Origin of the sequence: Lentzea kentuckyensis, assembly GCF_002150765.1 — a bacterium.
In the GTDB taxonomy this organism is placed as follows: Bacteria; Actinomycetota; Actinomycetes; order Mycobacteriales; family Pseudonocardiaceae; genus Lentzea; species Lentzea kentuckyensis.
The window spans coordinates 59,662-75,921 of the sequence record NZ_MUYM01000036.1 but is presented as its reverse complement, the minus strand read 5'-3'; the positions used below and the strand labels follow the sequence as shown (position 1 = coordinate 75,921).

Here is a 16,260-nt window from a genome sequence, read left to right as displayed (position 1 = left end):
GAACAGCCATGAGCACCAAGCCGATCGTGGTGGGCATCGACGGAACGCCCGCGTCGGACCGAGCACTGGAATGGGCGCTGGACGAGGCCGTCGTGCGCGGATGCCCGGTGCACGTCGTCCACGCCTGGACCTTCGAGGCCCTGTCCGACTGGACCGAGACCACCGAGCAGCGCGTGCGGGCCGAGTCGGAAGCGTTGATCGAGAAGGCGCTGCAGGCGGCCGAGGCGAGGCGGCAGGAGCTGCCCGAGATCGTCCGCAAGAGCCTGCGCGGCGACGCGGCCGAGACGCTCGAGCGGGCATCGGAAGGTGCCGCGATGCTGGTCGTCGCCTCGCACACCGGGCACCGGATCCGGCAGATCGTCCTGGGTTCGACGAGCATGCACGTCGTGCGGCACGCGCACGCGCCGATCGTCGTCATCCCGGTGAACGACCGCGAGCTCGCGGAGAGCACGCGATGAAGGCCGCCGACGCGATGATCCGACCACTAGTCACCGTCGGACCGCGCGACTTCGCCCGCCACGCCGAGGGGCTGATGGACGACTTCGGTCTGACGATGCTGCCCGTCGTCGATGGGGGCGTATTCCTCGGTGTGGTGACCAAAGCCGGTTGCCGCCGCGGCGAGGACGACGCGCCCAAGGTCGAGCGGGTCATGTCGCAGCCGGTGCTGACGGTCGGGCCGGAGTTCGACGTGGCGACGCTCTTCGAGGCGATGACCCGGTACGAGGTTCTCTGCGTGCCGGTGCTCGACAACGGCCAGATCATCGGCATGGTCACCCGGCTCGACGTGCTGCGGGCCATCAGTCACGACGACCCGCACCTGCGAGTGGGCCATGCCGCTGAGCACGGCTGACCGCGAGGACGTCATCCATCACGGACTGCCGGTGGCCGAGGTCGTCCTGATCGCGAAGAGCGACGAGGTCACCGGCCTGTCCAGCGCCCAATGGCGGGACCGGCTGGCCGCGCTCGGGCCGAACGAGCTGCCCGCCCAGCGCGGGCAGAGCTGGGTGGTGCGGCTGCTCGGACAGCTGCACCACCCGCTCATCTACGTTCTGCTGGTGGCCGCGGGCATCACCGCGGCTCTAGGCGAGATCGTGGACGCTTCCGTGGTGTTCGGCGTCGTCGTGGTCAACGCCGTCATCGGGTTCATCCAGGAGGCGCGTGCCGAACGCGCACTGGACGCTTTGACGGCGATGGTACGCACCGAGGTGACCGTCGTGCGCGACGGTCTCACCGCACGGGTGCCGTCCGCGGAGCTCGTTCCGGGCGACCTGGTCGTGCTGGAGGCGGGCGACCAGGTCGGCGCTGATCTCCGGCTGGTCACCACGAAGGAGCTGCGCATCGACGAGTCGGCGCTGACCGGTGAGTCTCTGCCGGTGGCGAAGAGCCCGGTGGCGTTGCCCTCGGACACCGCGCTGGCCGACCGCACCAACATGGCCTACTCCGGCACGCTCGTGACCGCGGGCGGCGGGCGTGGTGTCGTGGTCGCCACCGGCACGGACACCGAGATCGGCCGGGTGCACCGGTTGGTGAGCACGACTGCGACCGTCGAGACGCCGCTCACGCGCAAGCTCGCGCGGTTCAGCCAGATCCTGACTGTGGTGATCCTCGGGCTCGCGGCGGTCAGCGTCGTGGTCGGCGTGCTGCGCGGCGAGCCGCTCGCCGAGATGGTCACCGCGGCTGTGGCTCTCGCGGTCGGCGCGATCCCGGAGGGCCTGCCCGCCGCCGTCACCGTGACGCTGGCGATCGGGGTGGCCCGGATGGCCCGCCGCAACGCGATCATCCGGCGATTGCCCGCTGTCGAGACCCTGGGCAGCACCACGGTCATCTGCACCGACAAGACCGGAACCCTCACCGCCAACGCGATGACCGTCGGCACGGTGATCGCGGGGGACAGGCGGTTCGAGCTATCCGGCATCGGCTACGCCCCGAGCGGAACCGTCACGCCCACGGCGACTCCAGCGTTGCGCGAGTGCCTGCTGGCCGGTCTGGCGTGCAACGACGCGCGCATCGTTCAAGACGGCGAGCGCTGGCTGCCCGTCGGGGATCCGACCGAGGCCGCGCTTGTCGTAGCCGCGCGCAAGGCCGGGCTCTCCCACGACGACGTGCCGGAACGAGTGGACACGCTGCCGTTCAGCTCGGAACGGCTGTTCATGGCGACGCGGCACGCGAACGACGTCGTGTACGTCAAGGGCGCGGTCGAACGCGTGCTCGCCCTCGCCGGGCTCGACCACTGCGCCGAAGCCGAGGAACTGGCCCAGGCCGGACTGCGTGTGCTGGCGATCGGACGTGTGGCCGGTGCGGAGCTGTCCGAGGAAGGCTTGCGGGGCAACGTGGAGTTCCTCGGCGTCGTCGCCATGAGCGACCCCGCCCGCCCCGAGGCCATCGAGGCCGTGCACGCCTGCCAGGCCGCCGGCATCGAGGTCAAGATGATCACCGGAGACCACCCGGCCACCGCCCGCACGATCGCGGCGGAGTTCGGCATCTCCTCCGTCCACGCCCGCGTCGCGCCCGAGGAGAAACTGCGGCTGGTCAAGGAGTTCCAGGCCGGCGGCGAGGTCGTCGCGATGACCGGCGACGGCGTGAACGACGCCCCGGCGTTGCGTCGCGCGGACATCGGTGTGGCGATGGGAAAGGGCGGCACCGAGGTGGCCAAGCAGGCCGCGGACATGGTGCTGACCGACGACAACTTCTCATCGATCCGCGCCGCCGTGGAGGAAGGCCGCGCGGTCTTCGACAACCTGCGCAAGTTCATCATCTGGACGCTGCCCACCAACATGGCTGAGGGCCTGGTGATCCTCACGGCGATCCTGCTCGGTGCGGCGTTGCCGATTCTGCCGGTGCAGATCCTCTGGATCAACATGACCACCGCGGTCGCCCTGGGGCTCACGCTGGGCTTCGAACCGCGCGAAGCGGACGTGATGAACAGACCGCCGTTGCCGCCGTCGTTGCCATTGCTGACTCGGCAGCTCGTTGGCCGCATCGTGTTCGTCTCCGCGATCCTGCTCGCGTGCTCGTTCGGCGCGTTTCGCTGGCAGCTCGCCTCGGGCGCCACGCTGGAGGTCGCGCGCACGGTCGCCGTGAACGTGTTCGTCGGCGCCCAGATCGCGTATCTGGTCAACTGCCGGTCGCTGGAGAAGTGGCGGCCGAGCACCGGACCGAACCGGTGGCTGTGGGTGGGGGTGGCGCTGACGGTGGGGCTGCAGTTGTTGCTGACCTACGTGCCGTTCATGAACACGCTGTTCCACACCGCTCCGCTCGGGTGGCAGCCGTGGCTGGTGGTCTTCATGCTGAGTGCGGCGGCCTATGTCGTCGTGGAGCTGGAGAAGTGGCGGCAGCGCCACGGGAACGGGAGCTGATGGGGAAGCTGGGGCGTGAGGTCTACGAGCAGGAGCTGCTGCGGTTGCAGACCGAATTGGTGAAGCTGCAGGAGTGGGTGAAGGCCACCGGCGCCCGGCTCGTGGTGGCGTTCGAGGGCCGCGACGCGGCGGGCAAGGGCTCGGCGATCAAACGGATCACCGAGCACCTGAACCCCCGCGTCGCCCGGATCGTGGCCCTGCCCGCGCCCAGCGAACGCGAACGCACCCAGTGGTACTTCCAGCGCTACGTGGCACATCTGCCGGCGGCGGGCGAGATCGTCCTGCTGGACCGCAGCTGGTACAACCGCGCGGGCGTCGAACGCGTGATGGGCTACTGCACACCGGAGGAGCACCGGTTGTTCCTCCGGCAGTGCCCGCAGTTCGAGCGGATGCTGGTCGAGGACGGCGTCCTGCTGCGCAAGTACTGGTTCTCGGTCAGCGACGCCGAGCAGGAACGCCGGTTCCGCAAGCGGCTCGACGACCCGCTCAAGCGGTGGAAGCTCTCGCCGATGGATCTCGAGTCGTTGACGCGGTGGGAGGATTACTCGCGCGCCAAGGACGAGATGATGGTGCACACCGACATCGAGGAATCACCCTGGTACGTGGTCGAAGGCGACGACAAGCGACGGGGGCGGATCAACATGATCGCCCACCTGCTCAGCACGATCGACTACCACGAGGTCACCGCACCGAAGATCAAGCTGCCCGCTCGGCCACCGACCAGCGGCTACCAGCGCACGGACCGCGCACTGCAGCGAGAAGTGCCCGATCACGCCGCCAAGCTCGTCTGAACGTCGGAGAAGAAGCCCTGCGCAGCGGCGAGGCTCGCCCGGCACGCACGGACGATCTGCTGAGTCGCTGAGGTGCGGGGCGCCCGATGGCACGACTCGCACCGCACCAGGACGTCACCGGTGAGCTCGTCGACGCCAACGGAGGCCGTTGAGGAGCAGTCGCGGCACCAGCGGTGGCCGGTGACCTTGATGACGTGGTCCGCGGAGTGCACGCAGTGGTGCAGCCACCGGCGGTGCAGCCGGCACGAGACGCGCTCCAGCGGGTTGAGCCCGAGCTCCTCCGCCGCGTCTTCCTCGGCGAGCATCACAGCGAGCCTGCGGTCCTTGACGTCCGCGTAGGGCTGGTGGTCTACGACGAGAAGTGGCGTGGTCATGGCGTTCTCCTGCGGTGCGACGTTGGATCCAGGCTGCTCCGCGGCACATTTCGGGAACACCGCATCCAGGCTTCGTTTCAGCGAGACCAGAGGCTCATCGGTGACGAGACCAAGGTCCCTGGGGACGACTGCGTCCACCCGGAATTCTTCATTCTGGAGGTGGACCATGACCGCGAACCTGATGTCCCGACTCGTCCGGAGGGTGTTTCCCGGACGCAATCCGCTCGCCACGTACGGCGACCGGATCGAGGGCGCGGTGCTCGCGCTCGGGGTCGTGGTGACACTGTTCGCCGTCCCGGTGGCAGGTGCGATCGGATCGGAGATCTACGCGACGCACGAGTCGCGCGTCGAGGTCGAGCAGAGGAGCCGGACTCAGGTGGAGGCGGTGCTTGTGGAGGACGCGCCTTCGATGAGTGGAGCCTCCAGCAGCGAAGCGATGGTGGAGACGACCGAGGCGACCGCGTCCTGGCGAATGCCCGATGGAACTGTTCGGCGGGGTGTCGTTCGAGCGCCATACGGTGCCGAGGCCGGTACCACTGTGCGGATCTGGGTGAACCTCGGCGGTGACGTGACTGAGCCTCCCATGACGAACCAGGGAGCCGCGTTCAACGCGATCTTCGCCGCCCTGCTGCTGTGGGGACTGATCGCGGGTGTGATGGCGCTGTTGTTCGTGCTGGTGCGGTTCGCGTGCATGAGGATCCGCCTGCGCTGGTGGCAGCTCGAATGGGAGCTGACCGCGCCGGACTGGACCGGGCGTTGAGACGTACCACCGTTCCGATTGGTCATCCGAGCGTAGTGGTCGGTGTGAACGGATCCGGAGTGCTCGCAGCTTGCTGTCCGTTGGGCGGCTGGCGCTGCGCTGGACGTTTCCGGCGCGGCACGTGATGCGTTGCACGACATGTCGATGGGGTGGATGCACGACGCAGTCGCAATCGCGAAAGAGACTGCTCCTGGTCTTGAAATCCAGGCATGAGCTGAGGTGAACACGGCCGCCACGCTTCTGGAGCAAGCGCCTGAGACGGCCGCGCCCGTCGTGGTCGGCTCACGCGGGTCCAGCGGTTTCAGCGGCCTGCTGCTCGGCTCTGTCGCCGTCGCGACAGCGGACTGCTCGAAGTACCCGGTCGTCATCGTGGGAGGCGATGTACCTGCTCCTGACGGCCCAGTGGTGGTCGGCGTGCACTATCGGTGCGTTTCCGATGGTTCCGAGCTGGACGCCATCGGCCGATCGTTGGTGGCGCAGAGGCTCTCCGCGTGCGCTGGCCGTCACGCCGATGTCGGTTGAAACCCATGTGGTGCATGGATCTCCTGCGCAGCGGCCCGTGGGGTCCGCGGGCCTGTACGCGCCGTGTCCCGTGCTCCTGGTGCGGCGGGGCTGGCTGCGCAGAAGGGGCCGGCTTGGTACCGGGGCATACCAAAAGGGAGGGCGCCGCGGTCGCGGTGCCCTCCCTCCTTCGGTTCTCACCGCAGCCAAGGGTTCGCCTTCACCACCGGCTGGTCGTTCCACCAGCGCGCCAGGCTCCAGATGGCACTCGAGGCAGTAGCTGCGAGAGCGATCAGCACCAGGGCGTACACGATGTGGTAGTCGATGATCGGGTTGGTCGACATCGTCGCCTCGCCGGACGAGGTGTGCTGCGCTGGCGGCCACTCAGCCGCCCACATCAGCACCATCATCACCGCACCGCTCGCTGCGGCGATCCGCAGGCCGATGCCGAGGACGAGCGCCACGCCGATCGCGAGCAGGCCTGCCATGAAGAGCAAGTCTGCCCACCAGGTGCCTGCGATGTCGTGGAACACCGACTCGAACGGCCCGACGTCGACCCGGCTCAGGAATCCCTTCGTGGGCGAGCCACCCGAGAACCACGCGTTCTTCGGCTGGGTCGCGTAGCCGATACCGAAGGCCTTGTCGACGAACGCCCACAGGAACAACAACCCGGTCGCGATGCGCAGCACCGCGAGGGAAACCACACCCGTTTCGGTTCGGGTGCGAGCAGGAGCGTGAACAGCGGACATCTTTACCTCCCAGGAAGTTCTTCTGCAGCGAGTCTTCTCGCGGACACCGCTTGCGTACGCGGTCCTAGGTCCCGACCCGGTCGGGACGTCACGACCTGCCGCGGCGGTACCAGCGCCACAGCTCGTCCACGCCCCACACGATCACGGGGAAGGCGACGAGCAGCGCGAGGTGCTCCACCGGTGGCACAGCGGTGCCGAAGACGTGTTGCAGAGCGGGGACGGTCACCACAGCGGCCGCGAACACGACCTCGAACAGGACTCCCCACCACAACAACCGGTTGCTGAAGACACCGATCGAGCGCAGAGACGCGTACTGCGTGCGAGACGCGAAAGCCGTGCCGAGCTGGCAGGCGACGATGCCGAGGAACGACATGGTGGTCGCCTGCACCCACACGTGATGCAGGGGAGTGCCTTCTCCGACCGGGTCTCCGAGGTGCCAGCCGCCTGCCAGCAACGTCCAGAAGAACCCGCCGAGCACCAGCAACGCCGACACGCCGCCCAGCAATCCCCAGGCGCGCCAGAGCATCTGGCGGTTGATGACGCCGTCGGTGCGATGTCGCGGTGGCCGGCTCATGATGCCTGGTTCGGCAGGTTCGCGTCCGAGGGCGAGCGCGGGCAGGGTTTCCGTGCCGAGGTCGATCGCCAGGATCTGCAACACCGTGAGCGGCAACGGGATCGCACCGCCGGACAGCGCGAACAGCAGGAACGGGATCACCTCGGGGGTGGCGTGGGCGAAGATGTAGAGGATGAACTTGCGAACGTTGTCGTAGACGCGCCTGCCCGCTTCCACCGCGGTGACGATGGTCGCGAAGTTGTCGTCGGTGAGCACCATCGTGGAGGCCTCACGGGCCACGTCGGTGCCAGCCAGTCCCATCGCGACGCCGATGTCCGCGCGCCGCAGCGCAGGTGCGTCGTTCACGCCATCACCGGTCATCGCCACGACGTTTCCCTGCGCGCGCAAGGCATCGGCTACACGCAGCTTCACCTCGGGGGAGCTGCGCGCGAAGATCAGCTCGTCGTCACCGCGCAACAGTTCATCCAGCTCGGCCTCGGTCATGTTGTCCAGCTCGGCACCGGTGACGACCGTCGTTCCGTTGCGCGCGATGCCGACCTGGCGAGCGATCTCCTTCGCCGTGAGACCGTGGTCGCCGGTGACCACGATGAGCCGGATGCCCGCGGTGTGGCAGCGCGCCACGGCATCGGCGACCTCCGGCCGTGGCGGGTCGAACATCGCCACCAGACCGAGCAGTTCCAGATCGCGCTCGGCATCCTCGCGGTGTTCGGGAATCGCGTCGCACCGGCGTCGCGCCACTGCGAGCACACGGAGACCACGCTGGGCGTACTCGGAGATCGCGCGCTCGGCCTCGGCGGTGTCGAAGTGAGTACACCTGGCCAGCACTTCCTCCGGCGCGCCCTTGACGTTGACCACCAGGCCGCCGTCGCTGTGGTCCACAGTGGACATCATCCGGAGCGCCGGGTCGAAGTGGAACTGGTGCACCCGGTACTCGGCGCGGCGCTCGAGAGAAACCTCGGTGCCGATGTCCGCCGCGGCCTGGAGCAGAGCGAGCTCGGTCGGGTCGCCGCTGCCTGCGTCCAGATCGGCGTTGTTGCACGCGGAGACCGCCGTCGCCAGTGCGGCGCGATCACCACCAGGCGTCCAGACGTCGGTGACCGTCATGCGGTTCTGCGTCAGCGTGCCGGTTTTGTCGGTGCAGATCACCGTGGTCGAACCGAGAGTTTCCACCGCGGAGAGCCGCTTCACCACCGCACCGCGGCGCGCGAGACCGCGTACACCGACGGCCAAGGCGAGCGTGATGATGGGCAGCAAGCCTTCGGGCACGTTCGCGACGAGCAGCCCGATCGCGAAGTTGAACGCGTCCGGCAACGGAAGCCCGGCCCCGAACACCCCGAGCGGTAGAAAGGCGATCCCCGCACCGACCGCCACCGCGGCGATCAGCCACGCCACCCGCTTCACCTGACGCTCCAGCGGACTCTCGTCCCGCCCGACCCGCTGCGACAGCGCCGCGATCCGGCCCAGCTCGGTGCGCATGCCCGTCGCGAAGACGACTGCCTTCGCTTCACCGCCGGTGCAGCTGGTGCCGCTGAACACAAGGTCACGCGCATCGAGCAGCGGCCCGGCGACATCCGTGAGCTCGGCTGAACGGTAGGCCGGCAGTGACTCGCCGTTCAGCGTCGAGAGGTCGACCTCGACACCGCCCTCGATCAACCGCGCGTCCGCCGAGACGCGGTCACCTTCCTCGATGATCAGCACGTCACCCGGCACGAGGTCGCGAGCAGGGACCGGGAGCCGCACACCATCACGCACGACCGCGGCCTTCGCCGGCAGGTACGCGGCCAACGCCTCGACGGCCTTCTCTGCTTGCTGCTCCTGCACGAACGCCAACGCGGCGTTGAGGACGATGACGGCGACGATCGCGATACCGAGCACCGTCGTACCCGCGAGGACGGCGAGCCCGGCCGCGAGCCACAGCAGCAGTGCGAGCGGGTGGGTGAACTGCCGAAGCAGCTGCTTGGGCCAGTCGCGTTGTTTGTGCCGGGTGAGCTCGTTGGGGCCGTGCGCGACCAGTCGCCGGGCTGCCTCGCGCCCGGACAGGCCGGTCCGCTTCGTTCGCAGGTCCCGGAACAGCCGGTCCAGCGGTTCCCGCGGATCGCTGTCGGGCTTGGTCGCAGTCGTGGTCGCCATGACCTCGAGCATCACCAGCGCGTAGCAGCGTCCCCAGGGACCTACGGGCAAGTCAGGTGAGCAATAGGTCTGCGTTCACAGCCGCGGCGTTGGTCCCGACCTAGTCACCGCGTTGGGATCTGCGTCACACCTCAGCAAGAAGAGCAGCCTTGCCTCACCACGAAAACGGCTGAGGGAAGGGAAAGTCAGATGGGTATCGACGGTTACACCGCAAGGCACCGGTCCATGCTGAAGGCAGTCGCCGAAGGCCGCGCCGAGCTGTCCGGTGGCAGCGTCCCCAACCTGGCCGTCGACGGTCTGTGGTGCGACTTCACCGCGACGAACGAGCTGTGCCGAGGAGGTCTTGTCGCGGCGGCACACAGCTCGCAGTCGGGGCAACGGGTCCGCGCGGTTCTCACCTCATCCGGCGAACAGGTTCTGGGCTCGCTGATCGCCGCGTGAACCTCTCGATCACTGCGCGACTTGAAGAACCGAGCGGCCACGAAGATGGCGGCAACAGCGACGGCTCCCATGGTGGCGATCAGCCGGTTCACGTCGACCGCCGGAACCCACCGCACGTCGTTGCCGTTGATCACGAACGCCCCTGTCGGCTTCGCGGAGATCCCGAACCCGCCGCCGCCCTCGCCCTCCTGGCCCTTCTCATCCCGGCCCGAGCCTCCTCCGGTGCCGCCAGAGACGGACGCGGCGGCGATGACAGTGATCCCGTTGCGCTCATACGGCTCGGCGTAGACCTTCTTCGCCTCCACGGAGTTCTTGACGCTGGCGATCAGTTCCTCGATCTTCATCATCACTCCCGGTTCGTCGGTCGTCAGTCCCCAGCATCCGATGAACGGTCCCGGCTGGGCAGGGCCCTTTGGCTCCGCGTGGACGTGCCGCCGGCCCCTCTTCCGGCCTCCTCCAGGTACCTAGCGTCGAACCATGACAGCAGCCATCTCCCTGTCCGGTGTGCGGAAGTCGTACGCCGGACCAGCGCACTCGACGGTCTCGACCTGACCGTCCCGGCAGGGGAAGTGCACGGCCTCCTCGGCCCCAACGGCGCGGGAAAGACGACGACCCTGCGCATCCTGCTCGGCCTGCTGCGCGCGGACGGTGGCACCGTCACCCTCCTCGGCGGCGACCCGTGGCGCGACACGGCCACCCTGCACCGTCGTCTGGCCTACGTGCCGGGCGACGTGACGTTGTGGCCCAACCTGACCGGCGGGGAGGTGATCGACCTGCTGGGCAGGCTCCGCGGCAGACTGAACCCGGCCCGCAAGGCGGAGTTGATCGAGCGGTTCGAGTTCGACCCGACGAAGAAGGGCCGCGCCTACTCCTCCGGCAACCGGCAGAAGGTCGCCCTGATCGCCGCGCTGGCGAGCGACGCCGAGCTGCTGCTGCTCGACGAGCCGACCGCCGGGCTGGATCCGTTGATGCAGGCCGTCTTCGAGGACTACCTCGCCGAGTTGCGAGACGAGGGCCGGACGGTGCTGCTCAGCAGCCACGTGCTCGCGGAGGTCGAGAAGGTGTGCGACCGCGTCAGCATCATCCGCCACGGCAAGCTGGTTGAAAGCGGCTCGCTCACCGACCTGAGGCACCTCACACGCACCACGATCGAAGCCGACCTCGTCAGCCCGCCCAACGGGTTCGTCTCGCTGTCCGGCGTGCACGAGCCCCACGTCGACGGCAGACACCTGCGCTGCCAGGTGGACACCGACCAGCTCGACGCCATCCTGCCCGCCCTCACCAAACTCGGCGTGCGGACGCTCACGTGCCGGCCGCCGACGCTGGAGGAGCTGTTCCTGCGCCACTACGAGGTGAATCGATGAACGGCACGCGTGAGCTCGTGCGCCTCGCGCTGCGACGCGATCGGATCCTGCTGCCTGTGTGGATCACGGCATTCGTGCTGCTGGCCGTGACTTCGGCGGCGGCGACGAAAGACCTGTTCCCGACGGTCGACTCGGTGGTGCAGGCTGCCTCGCTGATGAACGGCACACCCGCGCTGGTCGCGGTCTACGGCCACATCTACGACCTGACGTCGATCGGCGCGCTCGCGATGCTCAAGGCGCTGGGCACCGGATCGGTCGTGATCGCGATCTTCTCCATCGTCCTCGTTGTCCGGCACACCCGCGCCGAGGAAGAGGCAGGCAGGCTCGAGCTCGTCGGATCTGGCGTGGTTGGCCGGCGAGCGCCGCTGACCGCCGCCCTGCTGATCGCAGTGGGCACGAACGTGACACTGGGCCTCATCACGGCGGTATCGGTGGCGGCTGCAGGGCTGCCGGTCGCCGGGTCGGTGACGTTCGCGCTGGCCTGGATGAGCGTCGGGATCGCGTTCGCGTGCGTCGCGGCTGTCGCCGTGCAACTCGTGACGAGCCGCCGCGCGGCGATCGGACTCGCCACGGCGGTGCTGGGCGTGGTGTTCGTGCTCCGCGCGATCGGGGACACCGCCGGCCCGCAGTGGCTGTCGTGGCTCTCGCCGCTGGGCTGGGGACAGCAGTTCCGGCCCTACGCGGGTGACCGCTGGTGGGTGTTCGGAATCGCGGCCGTCTTCGCGATCGCGGTGACCGCGGCGGCGTACCGGCTCGTTGCCCGGCGGGACCACGGCGCCGGCCTGCTGCCCGACCGGGTGGGGCCGGCTGGGGCCTCACGATGGCTGGGCGGGCCGTTCTTACTGGCGTGGCGGCTGCAGCGCGGCTCCCTGGTGGGGTGGACGGTGGGGTTCGTCGCCTACGGCCTGCTGGTCGGCAGTGTTGCGGGCAGCATCGGCGACATGGTCGGCAGTCCAGAGGCCCAGCAGATGTTCCAGCAGCTCGGCGGCCGGGACGTGCTGACTGACGCGGTTCTCTCGGCGATGTTCGCACTGCTCGGCGTGGTGGCTTCGGGCTACGGTGTGCAGGCAGCGTTGCACCTGCACGGCGAGGAGGCGGAACACCGCGCAGATGCTGTGCTCGCGTCGACCGTGAGCCGTGCCAGATGGGCGATGGGCCACGTGAGCGTCGCGCTCGCCGGCACCGCGTTGCTCCTCACCGGAGCCGGGCTGTCAGCGGGAGTCGTGCACGCGGCTCGGACCGGTGACGTGGGCCAGGTCGGCCGGGTACTGGCCGGCGCACTGGTGCAGGTGCCCGCGGCCTGGGTGCTCACCGGGATCGTCGTGCTGCTGGTCGGCACCGTGCCGAGGATCGCCGCGCTGAGCTGGGCGGCGCTGGCGGCCTTCATGCTGCTGGGCGACCTCGGCCCGTTGTTGGGGCTGGACCAGTGGCTGCTCGACTTCTCGCCGTTCGCCCATGTGCCGCACATGCCCGGCGGCGCGATCACGGCAACACCGTTGCTGTGGCTGATCGTCACGACCCTCGTCCTCACCGCGACTGGTCTCACCACGTTGCGGCGCAGGGACATCGGCTGAACAGGAGCACAGGTGAAGAACGCGGGACAGCAGGAGATTGACAACGTCGTGGTCGAGGCCGTCGATCAGACAGCGAAGGAATACGCGCACGACCGGATCGCCCCGCTCGCCAGGTTCGCACCCGAACCGACGACTTACGCACACGTCCGCATCGTGAACGCCGGCCCGCGCACCGTGGAGGTGCACGCGAACCTCGACGTCAACGGCACTCCGGTGGTCGCGCAGGCGGAAGCGCAGACGGCCACGGAGGCGATCGACGCCGTCCGCGACCACCTGCACCGGCAGCTGGTGAAGATGCACAACTGAGGAGTCAGCGCGCCGCGACGAGCCGCTGGGCGATCGTGTAGGCCCAGCGGTCGATCTCGTCCCAGTCCCGGAAGTCGCCTGCCATGGAACCCTGCGCCATCTTCCTGGCGAAGAAGCCGACGGCGGTCTGTGGCGTGAGACTGCCTCCGAAGGTGAAAGGTTCCTCCGCGCCGATGCGCGCGGCGATCTCACGCACTTTGCGCGGCGCTTGCTGCGGCGAGAGATCGCTGCCGAGGGGGCCGCTGTGGAACAGCCACAACGGCCGGGTGTGGAGCAGCTTCTCGTTACGGGTCAACAGTCTCACCGCTTCCTTCCGCCACCGGCCGGCGTAGAGCGCGCTGCCCAGGACGACGGCTTTGTACGGCTCAACGGAGTCGACGTCCGCGGCGTCCAGCACGGTCACTTCGTGCGATGCCTCGCGGATCCGTGCGGCGATCGCTTCGGCAATTTCCTTGGTGGCACCCATCTTGGTCGCGTAGGCGACGAGAATCTCAGTCATACCAACACCATCGTTGTGCTGTTCAGGTGTGGACAGAGCCCTAGTGCTCAGCGCCGATGGGTCGCCGGATACTCGTGCCGGCCCGCTGCGCGCGCGAGGCTGGTTGTCAGAGGAGGTACCCATGACGACATCGACTGGCTATCCGGTGCGGGTGCAAGCGCGCCTCGACTCGCAGCTGAGCCGCTGGCTGTGGCTGGTGAAGTGGTTCCTCGCGATCCCGCATTTCCTGGTGCTCGCGTTCCTGTGGCTCGGGTTCACGATCGCCACCGTGGTGGTGTTCTTCGCGGTCCTGATCACCGGGCGCTATCCCCGTGCCCTGTTCGACTTCAACCTCGGCGTGCTGCGCTGGACGTGGCGCGTCGCCTGCTACACCTACGGCGCGCTGTCAACGGACCGCTATCCGCCGTTCAGCCTCGGGCCGGAACCGGACTACCCGGCGACGCTGGATGTCGCCTACCCCGAGCAGCTCTCCCGCGGGCTGGTGCTCGTGAAGTGGTGGCTGCTGGCCATCCCGCACTACCTGATCGTGGGCTTCTTCCTGGGAGGCAGCTATGTCGCGCACGAGGTCGGCGGGACCGACTACCACTCCGGCGGACTGATCGGGCTGATGGTGTTCTTCGCCGGGGTTGCCCTGCTGTTCACCGGCGCCTACCCCAAGGGGTTGTTCGATCTGGTGCTCGGCATGAACCGCTGGGCGCTGCGGCTCGCCGCCTACGTCGGGTTGATGACCGACGCTTACCCGCCGTTCCGTCTCGACGTAGGCGGGGACGAGCCAGGCGGTGACACCTCGAAGGAGGTGCCGTGATGAAGGTGTTGGTGGCGTACGCGACCGCAGCGGGATCGACCGCCGGCGTGGCGGACTGGATCGCGGGAGCGTTGCTGGCCCACGGGCACGAGGTCGCGGTGCGTGTCGTTGACGAGACCATCGACATCCAGGACTACGACGCCTTCGTCGTTGGTAGCGCGGTCCATGACGAGGCGTGGTTGCCGGTCGGCATGGCATTCCTGGCCAAAGTCCGGGAGGCGCTGTACGGCAAGCCGGTGTGGTTGTTCAGCGTCGGCCTGCCGGGAGCCCTGCGTGGTCCGCTGCGCAAATGGGCCGAGGTCAGGGAAACCGACGTGCTGGCGGCGCTGCTCGACCACGTCGAGCCGGTCGAGCACCGGCTGTTCGCCGGTGTCGTCACACCGGGTGCCTTCGGCTGGTTCGGGGCGTTGGTGTTCCGGTTGATGGGCGGCCGGTTCGGTGATTTCCGGGACTGGGCCGCGATCGAGAAGTGGGCCGCCTCCATCGCCGACGCGCTCGCCGAGATCGAAGCCACCAGCCGCTGACGAGAGCCGGGCACCCCTGAGGTGTCCGGCTCTCGTCATGCCTGGATGTCAGGAGTGGTGCTGCAGGTCGAGCAACCGGATTCGGGTGGTCTGGAGACGCTCGACGAGCGCTCCGACCATCACCAGCGCGACGCGGTACCCGAGCTCGGGATCAGCTTCGGCCAGCTCACGCAGCTTCACCGCGTCGACCACGACCGCTCGCGTGGGAGACACGACGGTGGCGCCGAAGTGCCAGCGGTGGGGCGGCACAACCCAGGACCAGCCGACCAGCTCGCCGTGGCCGAGGCTCTGCAACGCCACTCGGCCACTGGCCGGCGTCGTCGAGTCGATCATGACGCAGCCGGTGAGCACGACCCAGCACCGATCAGCGACGCCACCCTCGTCGAACAGACGGTGCCCAGGCTCGTACGTCTCGATCGTGCTGATACCCGCCACGGCCGCGCGCTGGGTCGACGAAAGGCCCGTGAGCAACGGTAAGCCGTCGAGCACGGTGGTCATGGCATGGTCCGCGCGATGCGGTCCGCGAGGTCCAGCGTCCGGTTCGCGTAACCCCACTCGTTGTCGTACCAGCCCATCACCTTCACGACGTGCCCCTGCGCCTTGGTGAGCGAGGCGTCGAACACGCACGACGACGGATCACCGATGATGTCGCGTGAGACAACGGGATCGGTGGTGTAGCGCAGGATTCCCTTGAGGTGCGTGGCCGCCGCGTCCGCGAACGCGCGGTTGACCTGGCCCACCGTGGCCGGCTCAGCCAGGCGGACGGTGAGGTCGGTGAGCGAGCCGTCCTCGACGGGCACCCGGACGGCGAGGCCGTCGAGTTTGCCGTCCAGCGACGGGATCACCTGGCCGATCGCGCGGGCGGCGCCGGTGGAGGTCGGGATGATGTTCACCGCGGCGGAACGTGCCCGGCGCAGGTCCTTGTGCGGACGGTCGAGCAGCGCCTGGTCGCCGGTGTAGCTGTGGATCGTGGTCATCAGGCCCTCGACGATGCCGAACGCGTCGTTGAGCACGGCCGTCATCGGCGCTGCGCAGTTGGTGGTGCACGAGGCGTTCGAGACGATGTGGTGCTTGCTCGCCTCGTAGACGTCGTCGTTGACGCCCAGGACGATCGTGGCGTCGACGTCCTTGCCGGGAGCGGTGATGATCACCTTGCGCGCGCCGCGCTCGAGGTGGATGCCCGCATCCTCCCGCGTGCGGAACCGGCCGGTCGCCTCGATCACGAGGTCGACACCGAGCTGACTCCAGTTGAGGTCCCGCGGGTTCGCCTGTCCGGTCACGAGAATGCTGTGACCGTCGACGGTGATGGTGTCGTGTTCGACTGAGACGTGCTTGCTCCACGGGCCGTACGTCGAGTCGTAAGCCAGCAGGTGCGCCAGGACTTCCGGGGTGGTGATGTCGTTGACGGCGACGATCTCGATGGCCGTGTCGTGCCGGTCGAAAGCGGCGCGCAGGACATCCCGCCCGATGCGGCCGAAACCGTTGATGGCGACTCGGATGGTCATGGGTGAA

General features: G+C 68.4%; 16 protein-coding genes and 2 pseudogenes. 11 read left to right on the top strand and 7 right to left on the bottom strand.

All coding sequences use genetic code 11. The features are described 5' to 3' along the window. The first annotated feature begins 8 nt into the window (after window positions 1-8). From B0F77_RS18785 to ppk2, 4 genes are read left to right on the top strand one after another with little or no spacing between them, the layout of a single operon-like run. Complete coding sequence (locus tag B0F77_RS18785; RefSeq protein ID WP_086664213.1) at window positions 9-458, top strand: universal stress protein; 450 nt, start codon at window positions 9-11, stop codon at window positions 456-458. Then, window positions 455-850 carry a CBS domain-containing protein gene (locus tag B0F77_RS18780; RefSeq protein WP_086664212.1) on the top strand — a complete coding sequence of 132 codons (396 nt, stop codon included), beginning with the start codon at window positions 455-457 and terminating at the stop codon, window positions 848-850. The genes B0F77_RS18785 and B0F77_RS18780 overlap by 4 nt, the downstream gene beginning before the upstream one ends. Further along, window positions 831-3,356, top strand: coding sequence for a cation-translocating P-type ATPase (locus B0F77_RS18775; RefSeq protein WP_086664211.1), 2,526 nt, complete (start codon window positions 831-833; stop codon window positions 3,354-3,356). Before B0F77_RS18780 ends, B0F77_RS18775 begins: the two co-directional genes overlap by 20 nt. Continuing rightward, the gene (gene ppk2, locus B0F77_RS18770) at window positions 3,356-4,147 is read left to right on the top strand and encodes a polyphosphate kinase 2 (protein WP_086664278.1); all 792 of its coding nucleotides are present in this window, start codon (window positions 3,356-3,358) and stop codon (window positions 4,145-4,147) included. Before B0F77_RS18775 ends, ppk2 begins: the two co-directional genes overlap by 1 nt. Here ppk2 and B0F77_RS18765 read toward each other — a convergent pair. Then, window positions 4,126-4,521, bottom strand: a complete 396-nt coding sequence (locus tag B0F77_RS18765) for a hypothetical protein (RefSeq protein WP_086664277.1) — start codon at window positions 4,519-4,521, stop codon at window positions 4,126-4,128. The genes ppk2 and B0F77_RS18765 overlap by 22 nt on opposite strands. Window positions 4,522-4,687: 166 nt before the next feature. On the opposite strand from B0F77_RS18765, the gene B0F77_RS18760 reads away from it, so the two are divergent. Together B0F77_RS18760 and B0F77_RS18755 are read left to right on the top strand one after the other, a co-directional pair. After that, entirely contained in the window at window positions 4,688-5,281 is a 594-nt protein-coding gene (locus tag B0F77_RS18760; protein WP_086664210.1) for an Rv1733c family protein, read from the top strand. A gap of 219 nt (window positions 5,282-5,500) precedes the next feature. Next, window positions 5,501-5,803 carry a universal stress protein gene (locus tag B0F77_RS18755; RefSeq protein ID WP_086664209.1) on the top strand — a complete coding sequence of 101 codons (303 nt, stop codon included), beginning with the start codon at window positions 5,501-5,503 and terminating at the stop codon, window positions 5,801-5,803. A gap of 176 nt (window positions 5,804-5,979) precedes the next feature. Here the strand turns inward: B0F77_RS18755 and B0F77_RS18750 are convergent, their stop codons facing one another. The 3 genes from B0F77_RS18750 to B0F77_RS49850 all read right to left on the bottom strand — a co-directional run bounded on the left by B0F77_RS18750 (window position 5,980) and on the right by B0F77_RS49850 (window position 10,020). Further along, window positions 5,980-6,531, bottom strand: a complete 552-nt coding sequence (locus B0F77_RS18750) for a DoxX family membrane protein (RefSeq protein WP_086664208.1) — start codon at window positions 6,529-6,531, stop codon at window positions 5,980-5,982. An 88-nt stretch (window positions 6,532-6,619) separates the two neighbouring features. Beyond that, a complete protein-coding gene (locus B0F77_RS18745; RefSeq protein WP_086664276.1) occupies window positions 6,620-9,235 on the bottom strand; it encodes a cation-translocating P-type ATPase in 2,616 nt (871 codons plus the stop codon). Between the two features lie 203 nt (window positions 9,236-9,438). Then, window positions 9,439-10,020 (bottom strand): spore germination protein GerW family protein, encoded by a 582-nt coding sequence (locus B0F77_RS49850; protein ID WP_245848387.1) that lies wholly within the window; start codon window positions 10,018-10,020, stop codon window positions 9,439-9,441. Between the two features lie 133 nt (window positions 10,021-10,153). Here B0F77_RS49850 and B0F77_RS18730 point away from each other — a divergent pair. From B0F77_RS18730 to B0F77_RS18720, 3 genes and pseudogenes are all read left to right on the top strand, one after another. Continuing rightward, window positions 10,154-11,040, top strand: a pseudogene (locus B0F77_RS18730) (ABC transporter ATP-binding protein). Then, entirely contained in the window at window positions 11,037-12,614 is a 1,578-nt protein-coding gene (locus tag B0F77_RS18725; protein WP_086664207.1) for an ABC transporter permease, read from the top strand. Before B0F77_RS18730 ends, B0F77_RS18725 begins: the two are co-directional and overlap by 4 nt. Before the next feature lie 12 nt (window positions 12,615-12,626). Then, window positions 12,627-12,920 carry an HPF/RaiA family ribosome-associated protein gene (locus B0F77_RS18720; protein ID WP_086664206.1) on the top strand — a complete coding sequence of 98 codons (294 nt, stop codon included), beginning with the start codon at window positions 12,627-12,629 and terminating at the stop codon, window positions 12,918-12,920. A gap of 4 nt (window positions 12,921-12,924) precedes the next feature. Here the strand turns inward: B0F77_RS18720 and B0F77_RS18715 are convergent, their stop codons facing one another. After that, window positions 12,925-13,419: a flavodoxin domain-containing protein gene (locus B0F77_RS18715; protein ID WP_086664205.1), complete on the bottom strand. Its 495-nt coding sequence runs from the start codon at window positions 13,417-13,419 to the stop codon at window positions 12,925-12,927. A 121-nt stretch (window positions 13,420-13,540) separates the two neighbouring features. Between B0F77_RS18715 and B0F77_RS18710 the strand changes: the two are divergent. Next, window positions 13,541-14,200 (top strand): annotated as a pseudogene (locus B0F77_RS18710) (DUF4389 domain-containing protein); the annotation flags it as partial. Between the two features lie 23 nt (window positions 14,201-14,223). Next, the gene (locus B0F77_RS18705; RefSeq protein WP_086664203.1) at window positions 14,224-14,748 is read left to right on the top strand and encodes a flavodoxin domain-containing protein; all 525 of its coding nucleotides are present in this window, start codon (window positions 14,224-14,226) and stop codon (window positions 14,746-14,748) included. Window positions 14,749-14,796: 48 nt separating this feature from the next. Here B0F77_RS18705 and B0F77_RS18700 read toward each other — a convergent pair whose 3' ends face one another. Together B0F77_RS18700 and gap are read right to left on the bottom strand one after the other, a co-directional pair. Continuing rightward, window positions 14,797-15,246, bottom strand: coding sequence for a Crp/Fnr family transcriptional regulator (locus tag B0F77_RS18700; protein WP_086664202.1), 450 nt, complete (start codon window positions 15,244-15,246; stop codon window positions 14,797-14,799). Further along, entirely contained in the window at window positions 15,243-16,253 is a 1,011-nt protein-coding gene (gene gap, locus B0F77_RS18695) for a type I glyceraldehyde-3-phosphate dehydrogenase (protein WP_086664201.1), read from the bottom strand. The genes B0F77_RS18700 and gap overlap by 4 nt, the downstream gene beginning before the upstream one ends. Between the last annotated feature and the right edge of the window lie 7 nt (window positions 16,254-16,260).